The sequence below is a fragment of the Paraburkholderia sp. PREW-6R genome, assembly GCF_039621805.1.
GTDB lineage: Bacteria > Pseudomonadota > Gammaproteobacteria > Burkholderiales > Burkholderiaceae > Paraburkholderia.
Genome location: NZ_CP155073.1, coordinates 859,905 through 880,923, shown reverse-complemented (window position 1 = coordinate 880,923; position 21,019 = coordinate 859,905). Strand labels below are relative to the sequence as shown.

Here is a 21,019-nt window from a genome sequence, read left to right as displayed (position 1 = left end):
ACTACCGCGAGCCCCGGCTCGCGGCCAATGGGCGCACAGCGGGCCGCGTCTTTCGCGGTGCGTCGCAACGCATCGTCAAGGACCCCAAATGGATCTTCAAGGCTACGGCCCGCTGCTTCTCAACGGCACCTGGCAAACCGTCAAACTGGCGGTGTTGTCGCTGGTGTTCGCTTTCGTGCTGGGCCTGCTCGGCGCGGCGGCGAAACTGTCGAAAAACCGCCTCTCGAACGGCGTCGGCACGATCTATACGACGCTCGTGCGCGGGGTGCCCGATCTCGTGCTGATGCTGCTGCTCTTCTACAGCATCCAGATCTGGCTGAACAACCTGACCGACCTGCTCGGCTGGGACCAGATCGACATCGACCCGTTCGTGGCCGGCGTCGCGGTGCTCGGCTTCATCTACGGCGCGTACTTCACGGAAACCTTCCGCGGCGCGTTCCTCGCCGTGCCGCGCGGTCAGCTCGAAGCGGGCGCGGCCTACGGCATGACCGGCTGGCAGGTGTTCTCGCGCATCATGTTCCCGCAGATGATGCGCTTTGCGCTGCCCGGCATCGGCAATAACTGGCAGGTCATGGTGAAAGCCACCGCGCTGGTGTCGATCATCGGTCTCGCGGACGTGGTCAAGGCTTCGCAGGACGCGGGCAAGGGCACGCTGCGTTTCTTCTTCTTCACCCTGCTCGCGGGGGCCATCTATCTCGTCATCACCACAGTGTCGAACTTCGTGCTGATGTACCTCGAAAGACGTTACTCGACCGGCGTGCGAAAGGCGGATCTATGATCGAGATCATTCAGGAATACTGGCGCAACTATCTGTATAGCGACGGCTACCGCTTCACCGGCGTCGTGATTACGCTGTGGCTGCTGGTGGTGTCGATCGGACTCGGCTTCTGCCTGTCTATCCCGCTCGCGGTGGCGCGGGTGTCGAAGAAGAAATGGCTTGCCGGGCTCGTGTGGCTCTACACCTATGTGTTTCGCGGCACACCGCTTTACGTGCAGCTGCTGCTTTGCTACACGGGTCTCTATAGCCTGGAGATCGTTCGCAATCACGCGCTCACCAACGCCTTCTTCCGCGACGGCATGCATTGCACGCTGCTCGCGTTCACGCTGAACACCTGTGCGTACACCACGGAAATTTTCGCCGGCGCGATCAAGGCCACGCCTTATGGCGAGATCGAAGCGGCGCGCGCGTACGGCATGTCGCCGTTCACGCTGTATCGGCGCGTGATTCTGCCGTCGGCGCTGCGCCGCGCGCTGCCGTACTACAGCAACGAAGTGATCCTGATGCTGCATGCCACCACCGTTGCGTTCACCGCGACCGTGCCTGACATCCTCAAGATCGCGCGCGACGTGAACTCGGCGACGTACCAGTCGTTCAACGCGTTCGGCATCGCCGCCCTGCTCTATCTGTGCATTTCATTTGCGCTCGTATGGCTGTTCCGCCGCGCCGAGCGACGCTGGCTCGCTTACCTGCGACCGCAAGGCAAGTAATCCAGGCCACGACGCCCCGGCTCGCGAGCCAGTCAAGGAATCCGATTGATGAACACCAGGAAGCAAAAGCTCTTCGTCGATGAGCTTCACAAGCAGTACGGCGACAACGAAGTTCTGAAGGGCGTATCGCTGAAAGCGAATGCCGGCGACGTGATCAGCGTGATCGGCTCGTCCGGTTCGGGCAAGAGCACGATGCTCCGCTGCATCAACTTCCTCGAACAGCCGAACTCGGGGCGCATCTTCGTCGACGGTGAAGAGGTTCGCACGCAGATCGCCAAAAATGGCGCGCTACGCGTGTCGGACGCGAAGCAGCTGCAGCGCGTGCGCACCAAACTGTCGATGGTCTTCCAGCATTTCAACCTGTGGTCGCATATGAACGTGCTCGACAATATCGTCGAGGCGCCGGTCAATGTGCTGGGTTTGAAGCGCAAGGAAGCGGAAGACCGCGCGCGCGAATATCTGGAAAAGGTCGGCCTTGCGCCGCGTCTGGAGAAGCAGTATCCGTCGCATCTGTCAGGCGGCCAGCAGCAGCGTGTGGCGATTGCGCGCGCGCTCGCCATGCACCCCGACGTGATGCTGTTCGACGAGCCGACCTCCGCGCTCGATCCTGAACTGGTCGGCGAAGTGCTCAAGGTCATGCAGACGCTCGCCGAGGAAGGCCGCACGATGATCGTCGTCACCCACGAAATGGCGTTCGCGCGCAATGTGTCCAATCACGTGATGTTCCTGCATCAGGGGCGCGTGGAAGAAGAGGGGCATCCCGACGAGGTATTCAGAAACACGAAAAGCGAGCGCCTCAAGCAGTTCCTCTCGGGCAGTCTCAAATAAACCCGGTGAGTGACCATTACGGGTTCGACTGGCTGTAGTCGAAGTAGTATTACAGGGCGCTTACGAGCGCCCTTTTTTGTTTCGCTCACCTGCGTAATCCGGTGATTTCGGGCGCCAGATCTCCGCATTCAACGCGTCAGACACGCTGTTTTTGCCTTACTCCGCCGCTTGCCAGGCGTCAATAGTGGCAATCCTTAAGCAAGCCTGCGACGAACCGTGATCCCCTTGTCGCGCAAGGGTTTCCAGCTTCTCGTGAAAAAGTGAAATGGGTCGCAGCGCACACAGTTATTGCAATTTGGAGACACCAATCAAGGCAGGTTCTATTTTCTTCTCCCACCTAAGGGTATTTTTGATAAATTAGTAACCAAAGTAGCAAAACAAAGTTCATTAAAAGTAGTTTCACTTCAAAGCACAGAGGAGAACCGGTCGGCGAGGGATCGGCATGACGAGCAGAGAGCCCGAAGGCTACACGTCACGGCAGGAAACCCAATCCACCCGCTAATCTCCCTGGTACCGCTTTCTGTTCGGCGCGGCTCGCGTCCGAACACCATTCGCAGTACTGGGTTTCACTTTTTGACAGGGTATGGAGGAGAAGATGAAGAAAGCTTTGCTCGCCGCTGCGCTGATGACAGCCGGTGTTGTTGCGCACGCCCAAAGCAGCGTGACGTTGTACGGCCGCCTGGATGCCGGCATTGAGTACATGTCGGGCGTTCCGCAAGGCGTGGGTGCGAATGGTCAGGCAACGGGCAGCACGAGCCGCTGGCGCGCGGAAAGCGGCGACTGGGGCACCAGCCTGTGGGGTATGAAGGGCGTTGAAGACATCGGTGGTGGCAACAAGGTGCTGTTCCAGTTGGAAGGCTCCTTCAACACCATGACCGGCGCAGGCCCTGGCGGTGGCGGTCTCTTCAATCGTTGGGCAACGGTAGGCCTCTCGAACGACCAGTACGGTACGTTCACGATGGGCCGCATGCTCTTCATCTCGAACGGCGACTGGGACTTCGACCCGTTCGGTCAATCCAACTGGTCGTCGGCATCGCTGGTGCGTGGCCGCAACTGGCCGCAATCGAGCAACAACTTCGCGTACCAGTCGCCGAAGATTGCAGGCTTTGACTTCTACGGCCAGTACGCGCTGTCGAATGCGACGAGCTTCAACGGTAACGGCACGACTCCGCAAGGTCGTGAAGCTGGCGCACAGGTCACCTACACGAACTCGCTGTTCCAGGTTCGCGGTATGTACGACGAAATCCGCAACCCGGCTAACGGCGGTCTGTACGGCCCGGCGGCTGCGACTCCGGCCAACGCTGCCAACATCGGTACGGGCGTGTTCGCAGCATCGCGCGAATACTCGGCTTTCGTGAACGTGTTCCTGGGTCAGTTCAAGATTCAGGGTGCCTACCAGGCGATCCGTTCGGCAGGTGCAACGGGCGTTCTGCCGGGCCAGCCGACGACGCTCGATCACGAATGGGGTGGCGTGACGTGGCAAGCAACGCCGGCTGCAGCGCTGATTGCAGCGGTGTACCACGTGAACGGCAACAACGGTGCGGGCAACGCGAACATCTACACGGTGGGTGGTTCGTACAACCTGTCCAAGCGCACGCTGTTCGACATCCAGGTTGCTCAGACGCGTAACAGCAAGACGGCTAACTTCGGCCTGAATGCGAACAACGCCGGTACGTCGACGGTCACGGACAACCCGTTGGTCGGCCACCAGCAAACGGGCGTGTACGCAGGTATTCAACACTCGTTCTAATCGAACGGCGCGCCCCAACGGGATAACCTGCGGGGCGCCGTCACAGATTTCTTCAAGAGAATCTTTTTTCACGCTGCTGCGAGAGGCGCGTATCGGTGCGATGTCCGCAAGGGTATCGCACCGTTTTTTATTGGCGCGCGCGGTTTACCTTCCCACCTGCAGCACCGTTTTCCATTTGTTGCTACTGCGGCCACCGCACCGCCGAGGTGCAATTACCGTTGTTCAAACTGCCGCTTCGTTTTCTTCGCCGGTGCGAATACGGATCACTCGCTCCACGTCCGCGACGAAAATCTTGCCGTCGCCGATCTTCCCCGTACGCGCCGCGCCGATAATCGCGTCGATGACCTGATCGCACTGCGTGTCTGCGACTACGACTTCAATTTTCACTTTCGGCAGAAAATCGACCACATACTCTGCACCACGATAAAGCTCGGTATGACCTTTCTGGCGACCAAAGCCTTTGACTTCCGTCACCGTCAAACCCGTGAGGCCGACTTCGGCAAGCGCTTCGCGCACTTCGTCGAGTTTGAACGGCTTGATGACTGCAGTGATGCGCTTCATGGCGAACCTCGTGTCGTGATGGGAAAAGTGAAAGGGAATTGGATGATTTTTATTCTACGCCGCGCCGGATGCGTTGCGGCAATCCGGCGCGCGACGCTCACTCCACCGGTTCGGTATAGCGCGACGTAATCGGGTAACGCCAGTCGCGTCCGAATGCACGGTGCGTGACGCGAATGCCGATGGGCGCCTGACGACGCTTGTATTCGTTGATCTTGATCAGACGCGTGACGCGTTTCACGTCGTCGACCGCGTAGCCGGCGGCGATGATTTCGGCGAGCGAGCGATCCTCTTCCATATACATCCGCATGATCGCGTCGAGCACTTCGTACGGCGGCAAGCTGTCCTGGTCGGTCTGGTTCTCGCGCAGTTCCGCCGACGGCGCGCGCGTCAGGATCCGATCTGGAATCACGTCCTGCTGCGCGAACGTCGTGGCCTGGTTGCGATAATGACAAAGGCGATAGACGAGCGTCTTCGCGATGTCCTTGATCACCGCGAAGCCGCCGGCCATGTCGCCATAAAGCGTGCAATACCCGACGGCCATTTCGCTCTTGTTCCCGGTGGTGAGCACGATCGAGCCGAACTTGTTCGAGAGCGCCATCAGCAGCGTGCCGCGAATACGCGCCTGGATGTTTTCTTCGGTGGCATCTTCGGCGCGGCCGGCGAACTCGTCGGCGAGCGAGTTGCGGAAGGCGTCGAACATGGGCGCGATCGCAATCTCGTCGTAACGCACGCCGACCCGGCGCGCCATCTCGGCGGCGTCCGTGGTGGAAATGTCCGCTGTATAGCGTGACGGCATCATCACCGCGCGCACGCGGTCGGCGCCTAGCGCGTCGCATGCTACCGCCAGCACGAGCGCGGAATCCACGCCGCCGGACAGGCCGATCAGCGCACCGGGAAAACCGTTCTTGTTGATGTAGTCGCGCACGCCCATCACGAGCGCGGCGTAGACCTGCGCTTCGAGCGACAGGTCCGGCGCGATGGCCGAGCGCAGCGCGTGGCCGGCCTCGAACTCGACGATCGCGGTGGTTTCCTCGAACTGCGGCATCTTCGCGACCAGTTCGCCCTTCGCGTCGAGCACGAACGAGCCGCCGTCGAACACCAGTTCGTCCTGCGCGCCGACCATGTTCACGTAGACCATCGGCAAGCCTGTCTCGCGAATCCGCGCGCGCAGAATGTCGAAGCGCACCGCCTCCTTGTTCAGATGGAACGGCGAGCCGTTCGGAATCAGCAGCACCTGCGCGCCCGCCGCCTTTGCCATCTGCGCGGCCGATGCGTGCCACGCGTCCTCGCAGATCACCACACCATACTTCACGCCGTCGAGATCGAACACGAACGGCTGGGGATCGGAGGCGAAGTAGCGCTTCTCGTCGAACACTTCGGTATTGGGCAGATCCTGTTTGCGATAGGTGCCCACCACTTTCCCGTCGACGATCAGCGACGCGGCGTTGAACGTGTCCACCGGCGGCACGCCGCGCGCGATCGGCGCGTTTCGATCGTTTGCATTACCATGGCCGTGCGCCGGCTCGCGGAGCGGATGGCCGACGATCACATGCAAGCCGGCGAACGGCTTGAGCTCGTCGGCAAGTTCGGCCAATGCCGCAGCGCTTGCGCTATAGAACGCGGGACGCAACAGCAGGTCTTCTGGTGGATACCCGGAGAGCGCAAGTTCAGGCGCGATCAGCAGCTTCGCACCATCGCTGTGCGCAGCGCGCGCGGCGGCGACAATTTTCGCGACGTTGCCGGCGAAGTCGCCGACGGTGACATTGATTTGAGCAAGAGCGATTCGGGTCTTCATGGCAGGATGGACAGGCAAGCCGGCACGGCTGGCGAGTACCGCGGCTGGTGAGCTCGACGGAATGGACAAATCGGATTAACGAACGACGCAGTGCATGCAGTACCGCGTCGCTCATTGGGAACAGTCACACAGATTGAACCAGGAACGCTTTGATTATCGCACGGGCATTCTGGCGTCGCCGTCCGAGGTGGACGCCGCCGAATGGAACGCCCTTCTCGCGCAACAGCCGCAACCCACGCCTTTTTTGCGGCATGAATTTCTGAGCGCGCTGCACGCCACCCGGTGCGCGGTGGCGGATACGGGCTGGGCGCCGCAATTCGTCACGCTGACCGATCCGCGCACGGGCAAGCTCGCCGCCGCGGCGCCCGTCTATCTGAAAGGGCATTCGTACGGCGAGTACGTGTTCGATTGGGCATGGGCCGACGCCTACAAACGCAACGGCTTGCCCTACTACCCGAAACTGCTGTGCGCGGTGCCGTTTACACCCGTGCAGGGCAACCGCCTGCTATCCGCCGACGCGCACGCACTCCGGCACCTCGCCGCCACGCTGATGGCATTCGCGGAGCAGGCCGACGTATCGTCTCTGCACGTCTTGTTTCCCACTGAAACCGAAGCGCGCGCGCTGACCGGCATGGGCATGATGCAACGCGAAGGCGTGCAGTTTCACTGGTTGAACAACGGTTATCGCGACTTCGACGATTTCCTCTCGACGCTCGAACAGAAAAAGCGCAAGAACATTCGCGCCGAGCGCCGCAAGGTGCAGGAAGCCGGCGTGACCATGCGCCGCATTCGAGGCGAAGACATTCAGGACGCTGACTGGCGTTTCTTCAGCAAATGCTATCGGCAAACGTACCGCGAGCATTTTTCGAGTCCGTATCTGAACCTCGATTTTTTCCGGATGATCGGCGCGTCGATGCCGGAGAACCTGCTGCTCGTCATCGCCGAATACGAAGGCAAGCCGATCGCCAGTTCGCTCGTCGTCTATCAGCGCGACGCGAAAACCGGCGGCACGCTTTACGGCCGCTACTGGGGCGCGCTGGAACACGTGCCATGTCTGCACTTCGAAACCGCGTACTACCAGCCGCTCGAATTCTGCATCGAAGAAAAGCTCGGTGTATTCGAGGGCGGCGCGCAGGGCGAACACAAAATGGCGCGCGGGTTTCTGCCCACTGTCACGCGCTCGGCGCACTGGCTCGCGCATCCTGCTTTCGCCGACGCGGTCGGCCATTTTCTCGACAACGAAAAGAACAGCATTCACGCGTACGTGGATGAGCTGCGCGAACATAACCCATTCAAAGGCTGAAGCGTATCGATGGCGTGGTTTCTGTATCTGCTCGAATGTTCGGATGGCAGCGTATATACCGGCATCGCCACCGACGTGCAGGCGCGCTTCGAGAAACACGCGAGCGGCGTCGGCGCGCGTTACACGCGTTCGCGCAAACCAGTTCGCGTGCTGGTGTCGTTCGAATTGCCGGACCGGGCGAGCGCTTCGCGGGCGGAGTACTGGGTCAAGCGGCTCACGCCGCCGCAAAAGCGCGCACTGGCTGCGGGCGGCCGGACACTGGAATCGGTGATGCCGGCGTTGCCGCTGGAGGCGGAAGCTGAGACGAAAGCCGAGACGGAAGCTGAGACGAAAGCGGAGCAGGAAGCGAGGCCGGAAGCGCCGACTGATACCGCTTCGCCGGCCGAATCCGCGTCAGCCAGCTGCTGAAGTGGAGCTGTGACGTCGAGCTTTTGCCGTCTAGCCCCTGGCTTCCCGCATCCGCTCGGTTAGCAGGCGGTGCATCAGCGCGAGTTCGCCCACCGCGTCTGCTTCGAGCGATGTCAGTCTCGCGCGCGCCGGCAGTTCGTGACGGATCGGCCGTAGCGTGCGGTTCAACGCGGCGTCGATGTCCGCGCTCACGTCGTCGATCCACGCGCTCAGTTCGTCGTGCGCATGGCGACGATTGCGGCTCAAGCGCAGTTGCGTCGCGGTGCCCGCCATCCGGCGCAGCAGGCTCAGCACGGTGAGCGTCACCGTATCGACCAGCGAGTCTTCGAGTTTTTCGAGCCGGATCCGGCCGATCGCTTCTTCGGCGTTATTGCTGGCGAGTCCCGCGGCGCGGCGCATGCGCTCCATCTCCTTGTCGTTCTGAAGCGGCAACCCCAGCGACGCCTTCAGATACACGAGATTGGCCCGCACCGCGTCGCGTAGACAGGCGCGATGGTCGACCTTCTCGCGTGTGGGCCACAGATAGAACGTGGCCAGCAACGCGAGCACGCAGCCGAGCACGTTGTTGCCGAGCCGCGTGAGTGCGAATGCGAACTCGTTGGCGCCGGGCGTCGCGAAATCGGCGACCAGCACGAAGGTCGGCGTGAGAAACAGCACGAAGAGGCTGTAGCTGACCGGCCGCAGCGCCATGGTCGCAAGCACCAGCGGGAACACGGCGAGCGAGATGCCGAGCGGCGAATGAATGGCGTAACCGATAGCCGCCGCCAGCACGCCGCCCACGATACTGCCCGCCGCGCGCTCGATGCTGCGCGGCCAGGTCGCTGCAATCGATGGCTGCAGGATCAGCAATGTCGCCATCGTCGCCCAGTAACCGAACGGCAGTCCGAACATGCGGATCAGCAGAAAGCCGGCAGTGGTCGTCACGCCGACGCGCGCCGCATGGCGAAAGCCGGCCGAATCGAACGAGAGATTGGCGTTGAGGGTGGCCCACGTGCTTGCCCACAGGCGCTTCGCGCGTTCGCGCCCGCTCTCGGGTTGGGTGAAGCCCGGCGCGAAATCGACCAGCTCGAAACCGGATTTCAGCTTCACCGGTTCCATCAACGCCCCTTCGAGCCGGGACGCAAGACGGCGCAAACGCTGCTGCGAATGGTTCAGGCGTGTCCATCGGGCGTCGCCCACGGCCGTGCCCATGCCACGCAGTACGCCGCCGATGCCCGACAGCAGCTGCACCGCGCGTGTCGCCCGGCGCGCTTCGTCGGGGACTTTCTCGCACGCGCCCGATACGGCGATCAGATAGGCAAAGAGGGCCTCGCCGTCGGCCAGCAGGCCGAGCAGATCGTCGTAGGTCTCGCGGCCGCCGGTTCGCGACGCCGGCACGTCCGCCAGCACCTTGCGCGCGCGTTCGAGCGCCGCGCGCGCGTCGGCGCGGAATTTCGCTGCGTGGCGCGCCCACTCTTTCGGCGCGGCGCGTGCCTCGAGCAGACGCGCGCTGTCGAGCGCGATGTCGGCGAGACGCAGGTAGACCGTGCGCAGCGACGCGCGGCTCGCACCGAATGGATGAATACGCCAGACCGTCAGACTCAGCGCGACGGCAAACAGACAGCCGACCAGGTACACGCCGAGAAACGCCATACCGCTGCGCACGCTGTGCATGGGCCGGTCGACCATCACGACGCAGGCAGTCGCCGCGAGTATCGTCACCTGGGAAGTCGCCGCGCCCCAGATGCGTCCAAACGCGCCGAGGCTCGTGAAGACCAGCACGGCGAGCGCGGCGAGCAGCACGCTCACGCCGGACGCGAAAGCCGTCGCGCCGCCGCATAGCGTGGACAGCAGCGCGAAGCCCATCATCGACGCAAAGCGTGCGCGGTTCGAGCCGCCCGCGTCTGCCAGACAGGTCCAGAAAGCGCCGATCGCCGCCCACGCGAAGGCCGGGTCGTGCAGCAGATTGCCGACTGCCAGCATGGCCGTTGCCGCACACGCCGCGCGCAGTCCCTCCGATAGACTCGCCTCGCTTGCCGAGAACGACACCATCCATACCGGCCGCTTGCGGTAGATGGCGGTGACGATGCCATACAGCCGGCTCGACCCGCGTGGCAACGACGTGTTGGACTTGCGATTCGGCATCCGGCAGTCTGCTCCAGGAGGTCTTTGTGATTGTTTTGGCGCAGGGCCGAGGTGCGCTGCGCCGCGAGCTTGCTATTCGGCGTGCACCGCGTAGCATGCGTGGCTGCCGTTGCATGATAAGGGTTTATACCTAGACATAAAAATGGCTTCGCTTCATGTCTTCAATGCATGCGGGCTATACGAGCGCGTCGCCGCCGGGTCGGGCCGAAAAAAAACCGCGCAGCCTTTACGGGCTCGCGCGGTCTTTCATGACCAGCATGGCTGCTGGCTCGACGTGCGTCACTTCTTGAAGTTCGCCACGCCTTCGGTGATTTCCTTGTGCGCCGCGTCGATGTCAGCCCAGCCTTCGACTTTGACCCACTTGCCCTTTTCCAGCGCCTTGTATTGCTCGAAGAAGTGCTTGATCTGGTCTTTCAGATACGCCGGCACGTCGTCGATCGACTTCAGGCTGGCGGTCATCGGGCAGATCTTGTCGTGTGCGACGGCCACGAGCTTGGCGTCCACGCCCGATTCGTCGGTCATTTGCAGCATGCCGAGCGCGCGCGCGCGAACCACGGAGCCTGCCAGCAGCGGGAACGGCGTGATCACCAGCACGTCGACCGGGTCGCCGTCGCCCGACAGCGTTTGCGGGATGAACCCATAGTTGGCCGGATAGCGCATGCCGGTGCCGATGAAACGGTCGACGACGAGCAGGCCCAGGTCCTTGTCGGCTTCGTACTTCACCGGATCGCTTTGCGCCGGGATTTCGATGATGACGTTGAAATCGTGCGGAAGGTCTTTGCCTGCGGGGACGTGATTGAAGCTCATGAGCGCTCTCTGATCAGGATGGAATTCGGAACACGGCGTGCGGCAACCGGTGCTCGAAGCATGCTGCGTCAAACAGCCTCGAACCGCGGAACAGCACGCCGGACAGTGCGGAATGCGCCATTATAGCCAATCGGCCGGTGGCGTCCCGGGCGGCAGCCTGGCGCCGGGCACGTGCAAGCCAGTTGCTAGCCCCGCGGCAGCCTGTCGGCAGTCCGGTTGCGGACAACGGGGGCCCGGCGCTTGCGCGCGGCCGCACTGGCGCGGCGAAAGTCAGTGTTTTCCCCGGGTATCGATTCGTCGTGCAAAGTACCCGGCGCGGCTAGAATCGTTGAAGGCGGCACGTCATTTCCACAAGAAAAGAGGAGACACCATGGCTAGTCCCGCAAATCCGCTTCATCATCCCGGCGCGGGCGCGCCGCCCTCTTCCACGTTCGAAGAGGCAACCTACCGCAAGGTGACCTGGCGGCTCGCGCCGCTGCTGATGCTTTGCTACGTGGTCGCCTATCTCGACCGCGTGAACGTCGGCTTCGCCAAATTACAGATGACGACCGACCTCGGCCTGAGCGACGCCGTGTACGGCTTCGGCGCGGGGATTTTCTTTGTCGGCTATTTCATCTTCGAAATTCCGAGCAACGTGATTCTGCACAAGGTCGGCGCGCGCGTCTGGATTGCGCGGATCATGGTGTCGTGGGGCATCATCTCCATGCTGACGATGTTCGTCACCACGCCCACGATGTTCTACGTGATGCGCTTCCTGCTCGGTGTCGCCGAGGCGGGCTTTTTCCCCGGCATCATTCTGTATCTCACCTACTGGTATCCGGCGCATCGGCGCGGTCGCATGACGACCTGGTTCATGACGGCGATTGCGCTATCGGGCGTCATCGGCGGCCCGGTGTCGGGCTATATCATGAAGAACTTCAACGGCACGAACGGCTGGCATGGCTGGCAGTGGCTGTTTCTGCTCGAAGGGATTCCGTCGGTTATCGTCGGCGTCATGGTGTTCGTGATGCTCGACGATCGCGTGTCGAAGGCCAGATGGCTGACGCGCGAAGAGCAGGAACTGATCGCGCGCCACGTGTCAGCCGAAGAAGCCACCAAGCACGACATGCCGGTTCGCCAGGTCCTGACCAGCGGGCGCGTTCTGATGCTGAGCCTCACGTATTTCTCGTTCGTGATGGGTTTGTACGGTGTGAGCTTCTGGCTGCCGACCCTCATCAAGGCGACCGGCGTGACCGACGCGTTCATGATCGGCCTGCTCTCGGCTGTTCCGTTCGCGGCGGCCGTCGTGGCCATGGTGTTCGTGTCGCGCAGCGCGGACCGCAGACGTGAGCGGCGCTGGCATATCGCGTTGCCGGCGTTCGCGGGCGCGATCGGTCTCGTGCTGTCGGTGGTGTGGACAAACAACACGGTCCTCGCGATGGCCGCGCTGACACTCGCGACGATGGGAATTCTGACCACGCTGCCGCTGTTCTGGAGTCTGCCCACCGCGATTCTGGCGGGCACAGGCGCAGCGGCTGGCATTGCGATGATCAATTCGATTGGGAATCTTGCCGGCTTTCTGAGTCCCTACGCGGTGGGCTGGCTTAAGCAGGTGACCGCGGCCAATGACTCGGGGATGTATATGCTGGCCGCGTTCATGGCGCTGGGCGGCCTGCTCGCGATCAGCGTGCCGGCCAGAATCGTGAACAAGTAACGCGGGTGAAGAACGTGGCGGCCGCGCCGGTCACCGTTGAAGCGGGATCGGCATGGCGCCGCCGCGACACCGGCATGGCTCGACACGTCGATCAGGCAGCGCGCGGGCATTGACCGCGCGCGCCGCCCAACACCCTGGGCAACGACACTCAAACGATATTCATCGCCAACGCGCTCTCGCGGTAATGCTGGCTAGCCTTGTCCGCGTCGCCAAGCTGCTCGTGCAAACGAGCCAGCGCGCGATGCGAGCGAATCTTCAACGTCTCGTTATCGGCCAGCTTCAGCGCGCGTTCGAGGAACGATTGCGCTTTGCCCCACAACTGCTGGTGCAGACACAAGCGGCCAAGCGCAAACATCAGATCCGCGTCGTCAGGGCGATCCTTCTGCCAGGCTTCGGCCTTCTGGATCAACGGCAACGCGTCGCCGCCGGCCGTGTCCGGATAGCGACGCAGCAAACGCGCATCCCAGTTCTGCGCGAGCGCCTCCTCGACAATCTTGCGCGCATCCTGCGGACGGTTCAGCGCCACGAGCAGTTCGGCGGCGAGGTCGGCAAGACGCGGCGAGTGACGCTCGATCGGCGTTAGCGAATGCCACAGTTCCAGCAACGCATCCACGTTGTGACGACGGTCACGCAGCAGATTTTCCGCCGCCAGTTGACGCAGACGCACGGCCACTGCCGGATGAATCGCCTCGCGCTTTTCCAGCGTCTTGACGAGCTTGAGCACTTCGCTCCAGTTCTTCAACTGTTGTTGCGCGCGCAACATGATCTGCTGCGCGTGAATGCGACGCGATCCCTGCGACTGCATTTCGGTCAGCGCGACGAGTGCGCCGTCGGCGTCGCGGCCGTCGGCGCGCATGTCGGCGGTGGCCATCAGACGCGCATCCTGCCAGTCGGCCTCGTTGATCTGCGAGAGCCATTCGTCGCGCCGCGCGTATTCATGCATACGATGCGCGGCGGTCGCCGCGATCAGGCCAGCCGCGCCCTTGTTGTCGCCGTTCGCGAGCGCGTCCTTCGCGGCTTTCTCCGCGCGCGAAAAACGGCCGGCGTACAGGTTGCCGATCGCGTCACGCAGCGCGGCGTGCGCTTTCGCGACACGCGAGCGCGCGCGGTAGGCGGCCACGCGTTGCGGCATGCGCCAGATATTGCGGATGATGCGCAGCAGTGCGTACATCAGGATGAACAACACCACCAGCCCGACCACGAACAGATTCAGCGAGATATCCACGCGATACGGCGGATAGATCAACAGCACCTGCCCCATGTCGAAGCGCCCGACCACCGCCAGCGCCACCGCGACCACGAACAGCAACGCCAGCCATAAAAGTCCCCGGATCGCCATGATTAACCTCGGCTCCGGTATTGATTGACGGCTTGCAGGCTCGTGTTCAGATTCGGCAGCTCCACTGCGGCCGAACCCGCGTCCACCTGCTTGACGAGATCGATCACGGTCTGCGTTTTCTTCGACGAATTGTCGAAGTAGCGAGTGAGCGCAGCCTGCGCCGCCTGCAGATCGGACTTGAGCGTCGTCTGATTGCGCGAGAGCAGCGCAAGGCGCGCCGACAGAAGACGCAACTTCACGTTCTCACGCAGAAAATAACCTTGGTCGGGCGCGACCAGCATCGAGTCGGCGTTATCGATGCGGCGCACCTGCACGAGACTGGTCAACTGCTGGCCGATGCCCGTGGTCACTTCACGCCACCACACCTTCCAGCGCGGCTCGCCGGTCGTGGCGGAGATCTGCGCGGTGTCCGCCCACGTCGCGGCCTTCGGCGTGGCATGCGCGATCTGCGCCTCACCCGAGAGCGGCAGGCCGTCTACCTGCTCGATGGCGTTGTCGAGCTTGATGGCGAGACCCGTGAGGTCGGTAGACGGCGCGGCCTTCAGCTTGTCGATGTCCTGCGCGATCGCCTTGCGCACCGCGACCGCCTGTGGACTGTCCGACGCGGCAAGCCGCGTGTCCGCGCTTTGCAGCGCGAAGAGCGCGAGCTGCGTGTTGCCGGTGAGCTGCAACTGCTGGCTGGCCGCCGACAGCATCTGCTGCACTTCGGCGAGCGTCCAGTCGTCGCGATTGCGCGCGAGGTCGGCGTATTGCTGTTGCAGCGCCTGCTGCGCGGCCTGCGCGTCGGCGAGCTTGCCCTCGAGCTGCGCGACCTGCGAATCCGATTGATGCACGGTGGCGAGCGCCTGATCGGTCTTGATGCGCAGTTCGTTGGTCTGCGTGTCGTTCGCCTGCTGACGCTGCACGAGCTGCTGTTCGGTGCGCTCCACCTTGCGATTGAGCGCATAGCCGCCCACGCCCGCCGCGCAGGCGATGATCACGACGACAAACCACAGCAGCGGGCCGCTCGCGCTGCGGCGCTTTTGCGCTTCGTAGGGCGTGAAAGGTGAATTCGGCGGCAGCGCAGTGGTTGCGGCCGGCTGGGGTGAAGCGTTCGTGGATGCGTTCGTTTCAGTCATGCGTGATTTAGCCGGTGAATGAGCCGGATTGGACGGTACCGGTTGAACTACGGTCGGGACGGCGGCAAGGAGCGCGCGCGCAATGCGTTCATCGCCCGCGCCGGACACCGTCATGCTATCAAAACCCAATGCCCGCGCGGTCTGCGCAATCCGCGGATGCGGCGTGACGAGCGCGGCGCGTTTGAGCGCGACGATTTCGTCAGCGGTCAGATGTTCGTGCGCGAGTTCGTTCAGATTGCGCACGCCTTCGGAGCTGGTGAGCAGCCACGCATGCGGTTCGCCGGCGAGCAGCGCGTGCACGCGCGCCCAGGCGGCGATCGACGGTTCGGGCACGAGCCGCCGGTACGCCGCCACCGTGTCGACTTCGGCGCCCGCTTCGCGCAGACGGTCCGCGAGCCACTCGCGCCCGCCGTCGCCGCGCACGATCAGCACGCGCCTGCCTTCCAGGCCGGTTGCGCCGAGCGCGTTGTCGATCGCGGCGAAGAGGCTTTCGGAATCGAAGCGCGCGGTGTCCTCGTCGGCGCCGGACGGTGGGCTGATCACGTTATAGGCCGGCGCCGTTACACCATGCCGCGCCAGCGCCTGCACGCTGCCCGGACCGACGACGCCGACCGGCAGCGCATGCGGCCAGATCGAAGCGCTGCGGGCAAACGCATGGTCGACGGCGTTCGGCGATACGAACACCACGAGCGCATACCGTTCGAGCGACGCGAGAGCTGCGCGCAGCGGCGCCTCGTCGATGACGGGTGCGATGTCGATCAGCGGAAAATCGAGCGTGGCGACGCCTGCCGCCGTGAGTTGCGCAATCAGATCGTCCGACTGACCGGCCGGTCGCGTGATCACGACCGTAAAACCCGCGTTGCCGCCGGACGATGAGATGCCGCCGGAGTTGTCGGCCGCCATCACTCGCCGGTCACCGCGCCGTCTGCGGACCCGCTTGCCGCGCTGCTCGCTGATCTGCTTGCCGATTCGCCGGCCGTGTCCGCCAGTGGGTGTGCCGAAGCCGCGGCGGGACCGCTGGCCGTGCTGAGCGCGCGAACAATTTCCATTGCACCTTGCTGTTCGAGCGCGCTCGCCACTTCCTCACCCAGCGCGAGAGCACGCTCGACGGTCGGCGCGGGCGCCGACGCCTGCGCGCTCAACACACGCTGGCCATCGGGCGTGGCGACGATGCCGCGCAGATGCAATGCACCGTCACGCCACGTCGCGTAAGCGGCGAGCGGCACTTCGCAACTGCCGCCAAGTGCGCGCGACACCATCCGCTCCGCTTCGACCGCCGCCGCCGTGTGTTCGTGATGCAGCGGCGCGAGCCACGCTTCCAGCTCCGGCCGGTCCGAGCGAATCTCAATGCCGAGCGCGCCCTGTCCGGCCGCAGGCAAGCTGTCCTCCGGATCGAGCAGTGCACGGATCCGGCCGGGAAGGCCGAGCCGCTTGAGGCCGGCCGCGGCGAGAATGATCGCCGCGTAGTCGCCGCGATCGAGCTTCGACAGGCGCGTATCCAGATTGCCGCGCAACGGCCGCACCACGAGATGCGGGTAGCGCATGCGCAACATGGCTTCGCGGCGCAGGCTCGACGTGCCCACCACCGCGCCCGCCGGCAAGGCGGCGAGCGAGTCGTATTCGTTGGAGACCAACGCGTCTCGCGGATCCTCGCGCTCCATGATCGTGGAAAGCGCAAAGCCTTCGGGCAATTGCATCGGCACGTCTTTGAGCGAATGCACGGCGAGGTCCGCGCGGCCGTCGGCGAGCGCCGCTTCCAGCTCCTTCACGAAGAGGCCCTTACCACCAACCTTCGATAAAGTGCGATCGAGTATTTGATCGCCACGTGTTGTCATCCCGAGTATTTGCACGTCGCAAGATGGATATAATTTGTGCAGCGCACATCGCACATGCTCTGCCTGCCACATGGCAAGGCGGCTTTCTCGCGACGCAATCACAAGCGTGTGGGGTGGCGCAGATAACGTCTCGTTGTTCATTGGCTTGCTGATCGGATACGGGATTCAATAACAAACAATGTTAGCACGCGCACCTGTGCCGACCCCCGTGCCCAGGCTCGGGATTCGGGGCATCCGGCAGGCGTTTCGCTAGCACGGTATCGATGGAGGAGACAGGTCACGCGTGCTGCGTGCCGCTGCATTTCCGCCGGTTCACGCACGGTCGTTCGCGCACCGGGCGTCGGCATGCGGGATGATGCAATGCGGCGCAATCAGTCGGGTTCGCCGGCCGCACTGTGCGTGCGCGGTGAACCATGCAGTCCCACGCAAGAGCACGGCCTCGTCCTCTGGCGCGTCACCATCGGCGCATACCGTTCGTGCAGTTCACGTTGCAGTTCATAGTGCAGTTGCGCAGTAGCAGTTCATCACTCAACAGACCCTGGCTTCCCTGAGGAAACCCATCGTGACGTCTTCCGGATCGGCGCGCCCTGCCCGCCGCAACATCGCATCGCCCAAAGCCGCCGTGGCCGATACCACCGCGGCAAACGCTCTTTCCGCCGTCGGCACCGCACCATCCACCCCGGGCAAACGCGCGAAAGCCAGGCAGCCCGCCAGCGCGGCGAGCATCATCAAAGATGCCAAAGACACGCAGGCCGCCAAGGCGGACAAGGCGGTCAAACCGGTGAAGGCAGAGAAAAATTCGAAGGCCGCGAAGGCGGCAAAGCGGGCGGCAGCGACCGTCGGCGCTGCGGCAACGCAGGTTGCGCCTCCGACGCCCGCCATGAACCGCGCCAATGGGGCGAAGCAGCCCAAGGTCAAATCGTCCAAGATCAAGGCCGGCGCAAACGGCGCTGCCGCGCCTGCAAGTGCACCTGTAATGGAATCTGCGGCCGAACCCGCGGCCGCACCTGAGGCTGCACCTAATGCACAGGCGGCATCGAAAGACGCCATCGCGCCCGCCGCGAAGAACGGCCGCCGCACCCGCGAGGACAAGGACCACCCGCTCTTCCAGGACATCCGCTATCTCGGCCGTCTGCTTGGCGACGTGCTGCGCGAGCAGGAAGGCGACGCAGTCTTCGACGTCGTCGAAACGATCCGTCAGACGGCAGTGCGTTTCCGTCGCGAGGACGACAGCGCCGCCGCGCAAACGCTCGACAAGAAGTTGCGCTCGCTGAGTCCTGACCAGACGGTCAGCGTGGTGCGCGCGTTCAGCTACTTCTCGCACCTCGCCAACATCGCCGAAGACCGCCACCGCAATCGCCGTCATCGCATTCACGCGCTCGCCGGTTCCACCTCGCAGCCGGGCACCATCGCGCATGCGCTCGAACGCCTCGTCGAAGCGGGCGCCGCCGCCACGCCGGTGCTGCAACAGTTCTTCAACGACGCGCTGATCGTCCCCGTGCTCACCGCACACCCGACCGAAGTGCAACGCAAGAGCATTCTCGACGCGCAGCACGACGTGGCGCGCCTGCTCGCCGAACGGGACCAGCAACTGACCGAGCGCGAACGCACGCACAACGAAGCGATGCTGCGCGCTCGCGTCACGTCGCTCTGGCAAACGCGCATGCTGCGCGACGCGCGTCTCACGGTCGCCGACGAAATCGAGAACGCACTGTCGTACTACCGCGCCACGTTCCTCGAAGAAATCCCCGCGCTGTACACCGATATCGAGGACGCGCTGCGTGAGCACGGTCTCGACGCACGTCTGCCGCCGTTCTTCCAGATGGGCAGCTGGATCGGCGGCGATCGCGACGGCAACCCGAACGTCACCGCCGAAACGCTGGAACACGCGATCACCCGCCAGGCCGCGGTGATTTTCGAGCACTACCTGGAACAGGTGCACAAGCTGGGCGCCGAGTTGTCGGTGTCGAACCTGCTGGCCGGCGCGAGCGACGAGTTGAAGGCGCTGGCCGACGCATCGCCCGACCAGTCGCCGCATCGCACCGACGAACCGTATCGCCGTGCGTTGATCGGCATGTACACGCGGCTTGCGGCCAGCGCGCGGGTGCGGCTCGGCGAAGGCAGCGTGCCGCTGCGCAGCGCGGGTCGCGGCGCGGCGCCCGTGCGTGCGAAGCCGTACGCGGACGCCTCGGAGTTCGTGCGCGACCTGCATGTGCTGATCGATTCGCTCGCCGCGCATCATGGCGCGCCGCTCGCCGCGCCGCGTCTCGCACCGCTTGCGCGCGCGGCCGAAGTATTCGGCTTCCATCTGGCGAGCATCGACTTGCGCCAGAGTTCGGACATTCACGAAGCCGTGATTGCGGAGCTGCTCAAACGCGCGGGCGTCGTGGACGACTACGCGGCGCTTTCCGAAGAAGAAAAGCTCAAGGTGCTGCTCGCGGAACTCGCGCAGCCGCGCCCGCTGCGTTTGCCGTATGCCGATTACTCGGATCTCGTCAGAAGCGAACTCGGCGTGCTCGAGCAAGCGCGCGTCACGCGCGAAAAGTTCGGCGACCGCGCGGTGCGCAACTACATCATTTCGCACACGGAGAGCGTCAGCGATCTGGTGGAAGTCATGCTGCTGCAGAAGGAAACCGGCCTGCTGCAAGGGCGTCTGGGCAACGCGCACGATCCGGCTACCGCCGGCCTGATGGTGATTCCGCTGTTCGAAACCATACCCGATCTGCGCAACGCACCGCATATCATGCGCGACCTGATCGCGCTGCCGGGCGTGGACGGCCTGATCGAACATCAGGGCAACGAGCAGGAAGTGATGCTCGGCTATTCGGACAGCAACAAGGACGGCGGCTTTCTCACGTCGAACTGGGAGCTGTACCGGGCCGAACTCGCCCTGGTGTCGCTCTTCAACGAGCGCGGCGTCACGCTGCGACTGTTCCACGGCCGCGGCGGCACCGTCGGTCGTGGCGGCGGTCCGACCTATCAGGCCATCCTGTCGCAGCCGCCTGGCACCGTCGACGGGCAAATCCGCCTGACCGAACAGGGCGAAGTGATCGCGAGCAAGTTCGGCAATCCGGAGATCGGTCGGCGCAATCTGGAAACCGTAGTGGCCGCAACGCTCGAAGCGTCGCTGCTGCCGCACGGCAATGCGCCCGAGCAGTTGCCTGTGTTCGAGGAAACGATGCAGCAGCTCTCGGACGCGGCCATGGCGTCTTATCGCGCGCTGGTCTACGAAACACCGGGTTTCAAGGAGTATTTCTTCGAGTCCACGCCGATCTCGGAGATTGCCGAGCTCAACATCGGCAGCCGCCCGGCGTCGCGCAAGTTGCAGGACCCGAAGCAGCGCAAGATCGAGGATCTGCGTGCGATTCCATGGGGCTTCTCGTGGGGCCAGTGCCGGTTGCTGCTGACCGGCTGGTACGGCTTCGGCAGCGCGGTGGCCGCGCATCTGGACAGCGCGCCGACCGACGCCGAACGCGCACGGCGCCTCTCGCTGCTGAAGAAGATGCACAAGACGTGGCCGTTCTTTTCGAATCTGCTGTCGAACATGGACATGGTGCTCGCGAAGACCGATCTCGCTGTTGCATCACGTTATGCCGCGCTCGTATCGGACAAGAAGTTGCGCAAGCATGTGTTCGAGCGGATCGTCGCGGAATGGGAGCGCACGTCGAAGGTGTTGTCGGAAATCACGGGCAAGAGCGATCGACTCGCTGAGAATCCGCTGCTCGCGCGTTCGATCAAGAACCGTTTCCCGTATCTGGATCCGTTGAATCACCTGCAGGTGGAATTGCTCAAGCGCCACCGCGCGGGCGATACGAACGCGCGGGTGCGGCGCGGCATTCATCTGAGCATCAACGGGATCGCGGCAGGCCTGCGCAATACGGGCTAAGCGCACCGAAGAGCGCGGCGGCCTGCTCGCCGGATCGTTGCAATAAAAAGCCGGGCGCGGGTCAGCTGATCCGCGTCCGGCTTT

16 protein-coding genes are annotated in these 21,019 nt (G+C 63.6%); 8 read left to right on the top strand and 8 right to left on the bottom strand.

All coding sequences use genetic code 11. The annotated features are described in order from the left end of the window. Positions 1 to 88: 88 nt before the first annotated feature. The 4 genes from hisQ to AAGS40_RS03820 all read left to right on the top strand — a co-directional run bounded on the left by hisQ (position 89) and on the right by AAGS40_RS03820 (position 4,066). On the top strand, positions 89 to 778 hold the full coding sequence (gene hisQ, locus AAGS40_RS03835) for a histidine ABC transporter permease HisQ (RefSeq protein WP_345813280.1): 690 nt from the start codon (positions 89 to 91) through the stop codon (positions 776 to 778). Continuing rightward, positions 775 to 1,488, top strand: a complete 714-nt coding sequence (locus tag AAGS40_RS03830) for an ABC transporter permease (RefSeq protein WP_345813279.1) — start codon at positions 775 to 777, stop codon at positions 1,486 to 1,488. Before hisQ ends, AAGS40_RS03830 begins: the two co-directional genes overlap by 4 nt. A 48-nt stretch (positions 1,489 to 1,536) precedes the next feature. Then, a complete protein-coding gene (locus tag AAGS40_RS03825) occupies positions 1,537 to 2,316 on the top strand; it encodes an ATP-binding cassette domain-containing protein (RefSeq protein ID WP_345813278.1) in 780 nt (259 codons plus the stop codon). Positions 2,317 to 2,911: 595 nt separating this feature from the next. Next, positions 2,912 to 4,066 carry a porin gene (locus AAGS40_RS03820; protein ID WP_345813277.1) on the top strand — a complete coding sequence of 385 codons (1,155 nt, stop codon included), beginning with the start codon at positions 2,912 to 2,914 and terminating at the stop codon, positions 4,064 to 4,066. A gap of 222 nt (positions 4,067 to 4,288) precedes the next feature. Here AAGS40_RS03820 and glnK read toward each other — a convergent pair whose 3' ends face one another. Further along, entirely contained in the window at positions 4,289 to 4,627 is a 339-nt protein-coding gene (gene glnK, locus AAGS40_RS03815; protein ID WP_102630255.1) for a P-II family nitrogen regulator, read from the bottom strand. Between the two features lie 97 nt (positions 4,628 to 4,724). Then, a complete protein-coding gene (locus AAGS40_RS03810; RefSeq protein ID WP_345813274.1) occupies positions 4,725 to 6,422 on the bottom strand; it encodes an NAD+ synthase in 1,698 nt (565 codons plus the stop codon). A 133-nt stretch (positions 6,423 to 6,555) separates the two neighbouring features. Here AAGS40_RS03810 and AAGS40_RS03805 point away from each other — a divergent pair, with 133 nt between their 5' ends. Both AAGS40_RS03805 and AAGS40_RS03800 read left to right on the top strand, forming a co-directional pair. After that, complete coding sequence (locus AAGS40_RS03805) at positions 6,556 to 7,725, top strand: GNAT family N-acetyltransferase (protein ID WP_345814245.1); 1,170 nt, start codon at positions 6,556 to 6,558, stop codon at positions 7,723 to 7,725. Between the two features lie 9 nt (positions 7,726 to 7,734). Next, entirely contained in the window at positions 7,735 to 8,133 is a 399-nt protein-coding gene (locus AAGS40_RS03800) for a GIY-YIG nuclease family protein (RefSeq protein ID WP_345813273.1), read from the top strand. Positions 8,134 to 8,163: 30 nt separating this feature from the next. On the opposite strand, the gene AAGS40_RS03795 is transcribed toward AAGS40_RS03800, so the two are convergent. Together AAGS40_RS03795 and ppa are read right to left on the bottom strand one after the other, a co-directional pair. After that, positions 8,164 to 10,257, bottom strand: coding sequence for an FUSC family protein (locus tag AAGS40_RS03795; protein ID WP_345813272.1), 2,094 nt, complete (start codon positions 10,255 to 10,257; stop codon positions 8,164 to 8,166). 279 nt (positions 10,258 to 10,536) lie between these two features. Further along, on the bottom strand, positions 10,537 to 11,064 hold the full coding sequence (gene ppa, locus AAGS40_RS03790) for an inorganic diphosphatase (protein WP_345813271.1): 528 nt from the start codon (positions 11,062 to 11,064) through the stop codon (positions 10,537 to 10,539). Between the two features lie 370 nt (positions 11,065 to 11,434). Between ppa and AAGS40_RS03785 the strand changes: the two genes are divergently transcribed. Continuing rightward, a complete protein-coding gene (locus tag AAGS40_RS03785; protein WP_345813270.1) occupies positions 11,435 to 12,757 on the top strand; it encodes an MFS transporter in 1,323 nt (440 codons plus the stop codon). A 148-nt stretch (positions 12,758 to 12,905) separates the two neighbouring features. Here the strand turns inward: AAGS40_RS03785 and AAGS40_RS03780 are convergent, their stop codons facing one another. The 4 genes from AAGS40_RS03780 to AAGS40_RS03765 form a co-directional block, all read right to left on the bottom strand. Continuing rightward, on the bottom strand, positions 12,906 to 14,096 hold the full coding sequence (locus AAGS40_RS03780; RefSeq protein WP_345813269.1) for a heme biosynthesis protein HemY: 1,191 nt from the start codon (positions 14,094 to 14,096) through the stop codon (positions 12,906 to 12,908). Positions 14,097 to 14,098: 2 nt separating this feature from the next. Next, positions 14,099 to 16,117: a fused uroporphyrinogen-III synthase HemD/membrane protein HemX gene (hemDX, locus tag AAGS40_RS03775; RefSeq protein ID WP_345813268.1), complete on the bottom strand. Its 2,019-nt coding sequence runs from the start codon at positions 16,115 to 16,117 to the stop codon at positions 14,099 to 14,101. Continuing rightward, a complete protein-coding gene (gene hemC / locus AAGS40_RS03770; RefSeq protein WP_345813267.1) occupies positions 16,117 to 17,190 on the bottom strand; it encodes a hydroxymethylbilane synthase in 1,074 nt (357 codons plus the stop codon). The genes hemDX and hemC overlap by 1 nt, the downstream gene beginning before the upstream one ends. A gap of 387 nt (positions 17,191 to 17,577) precedes the next feature. Next, the gene (locus AAGS40_RS03765; protein ID WP_345814476.1) at positions 17,578 to 17,976 is read right to left on the bottom strand and encodes a hypothetical protein; all 399 of its coding nucleotides are present in this window, start codon (positions 17,974 to 17,976) and stop codon (positions 17,578 to 17,580) included. On the opposite strand from AAGS40_RS03765, the gene ppc reads away from it, so the two are divergent. Then, positions 17,930 to 20,935 (top strand): phosphoenolpyruvate carboxylase, encoded by a 3,006-nt coding sequence (ppc, locus tag AAGS40_RS03760; RefSeq protein WP_345813266.1) that lies wholly within the window; start codon positions 17,930 to 17,932, stop codon positions 20,933 to 20,935. The two genes, AAGS40_RS03765 and ppc, sit on opposite strands and share 47 nt — an antisense overlap. Positions 20,936 to 21,019 lie beyond the last annotated feature (84 nt).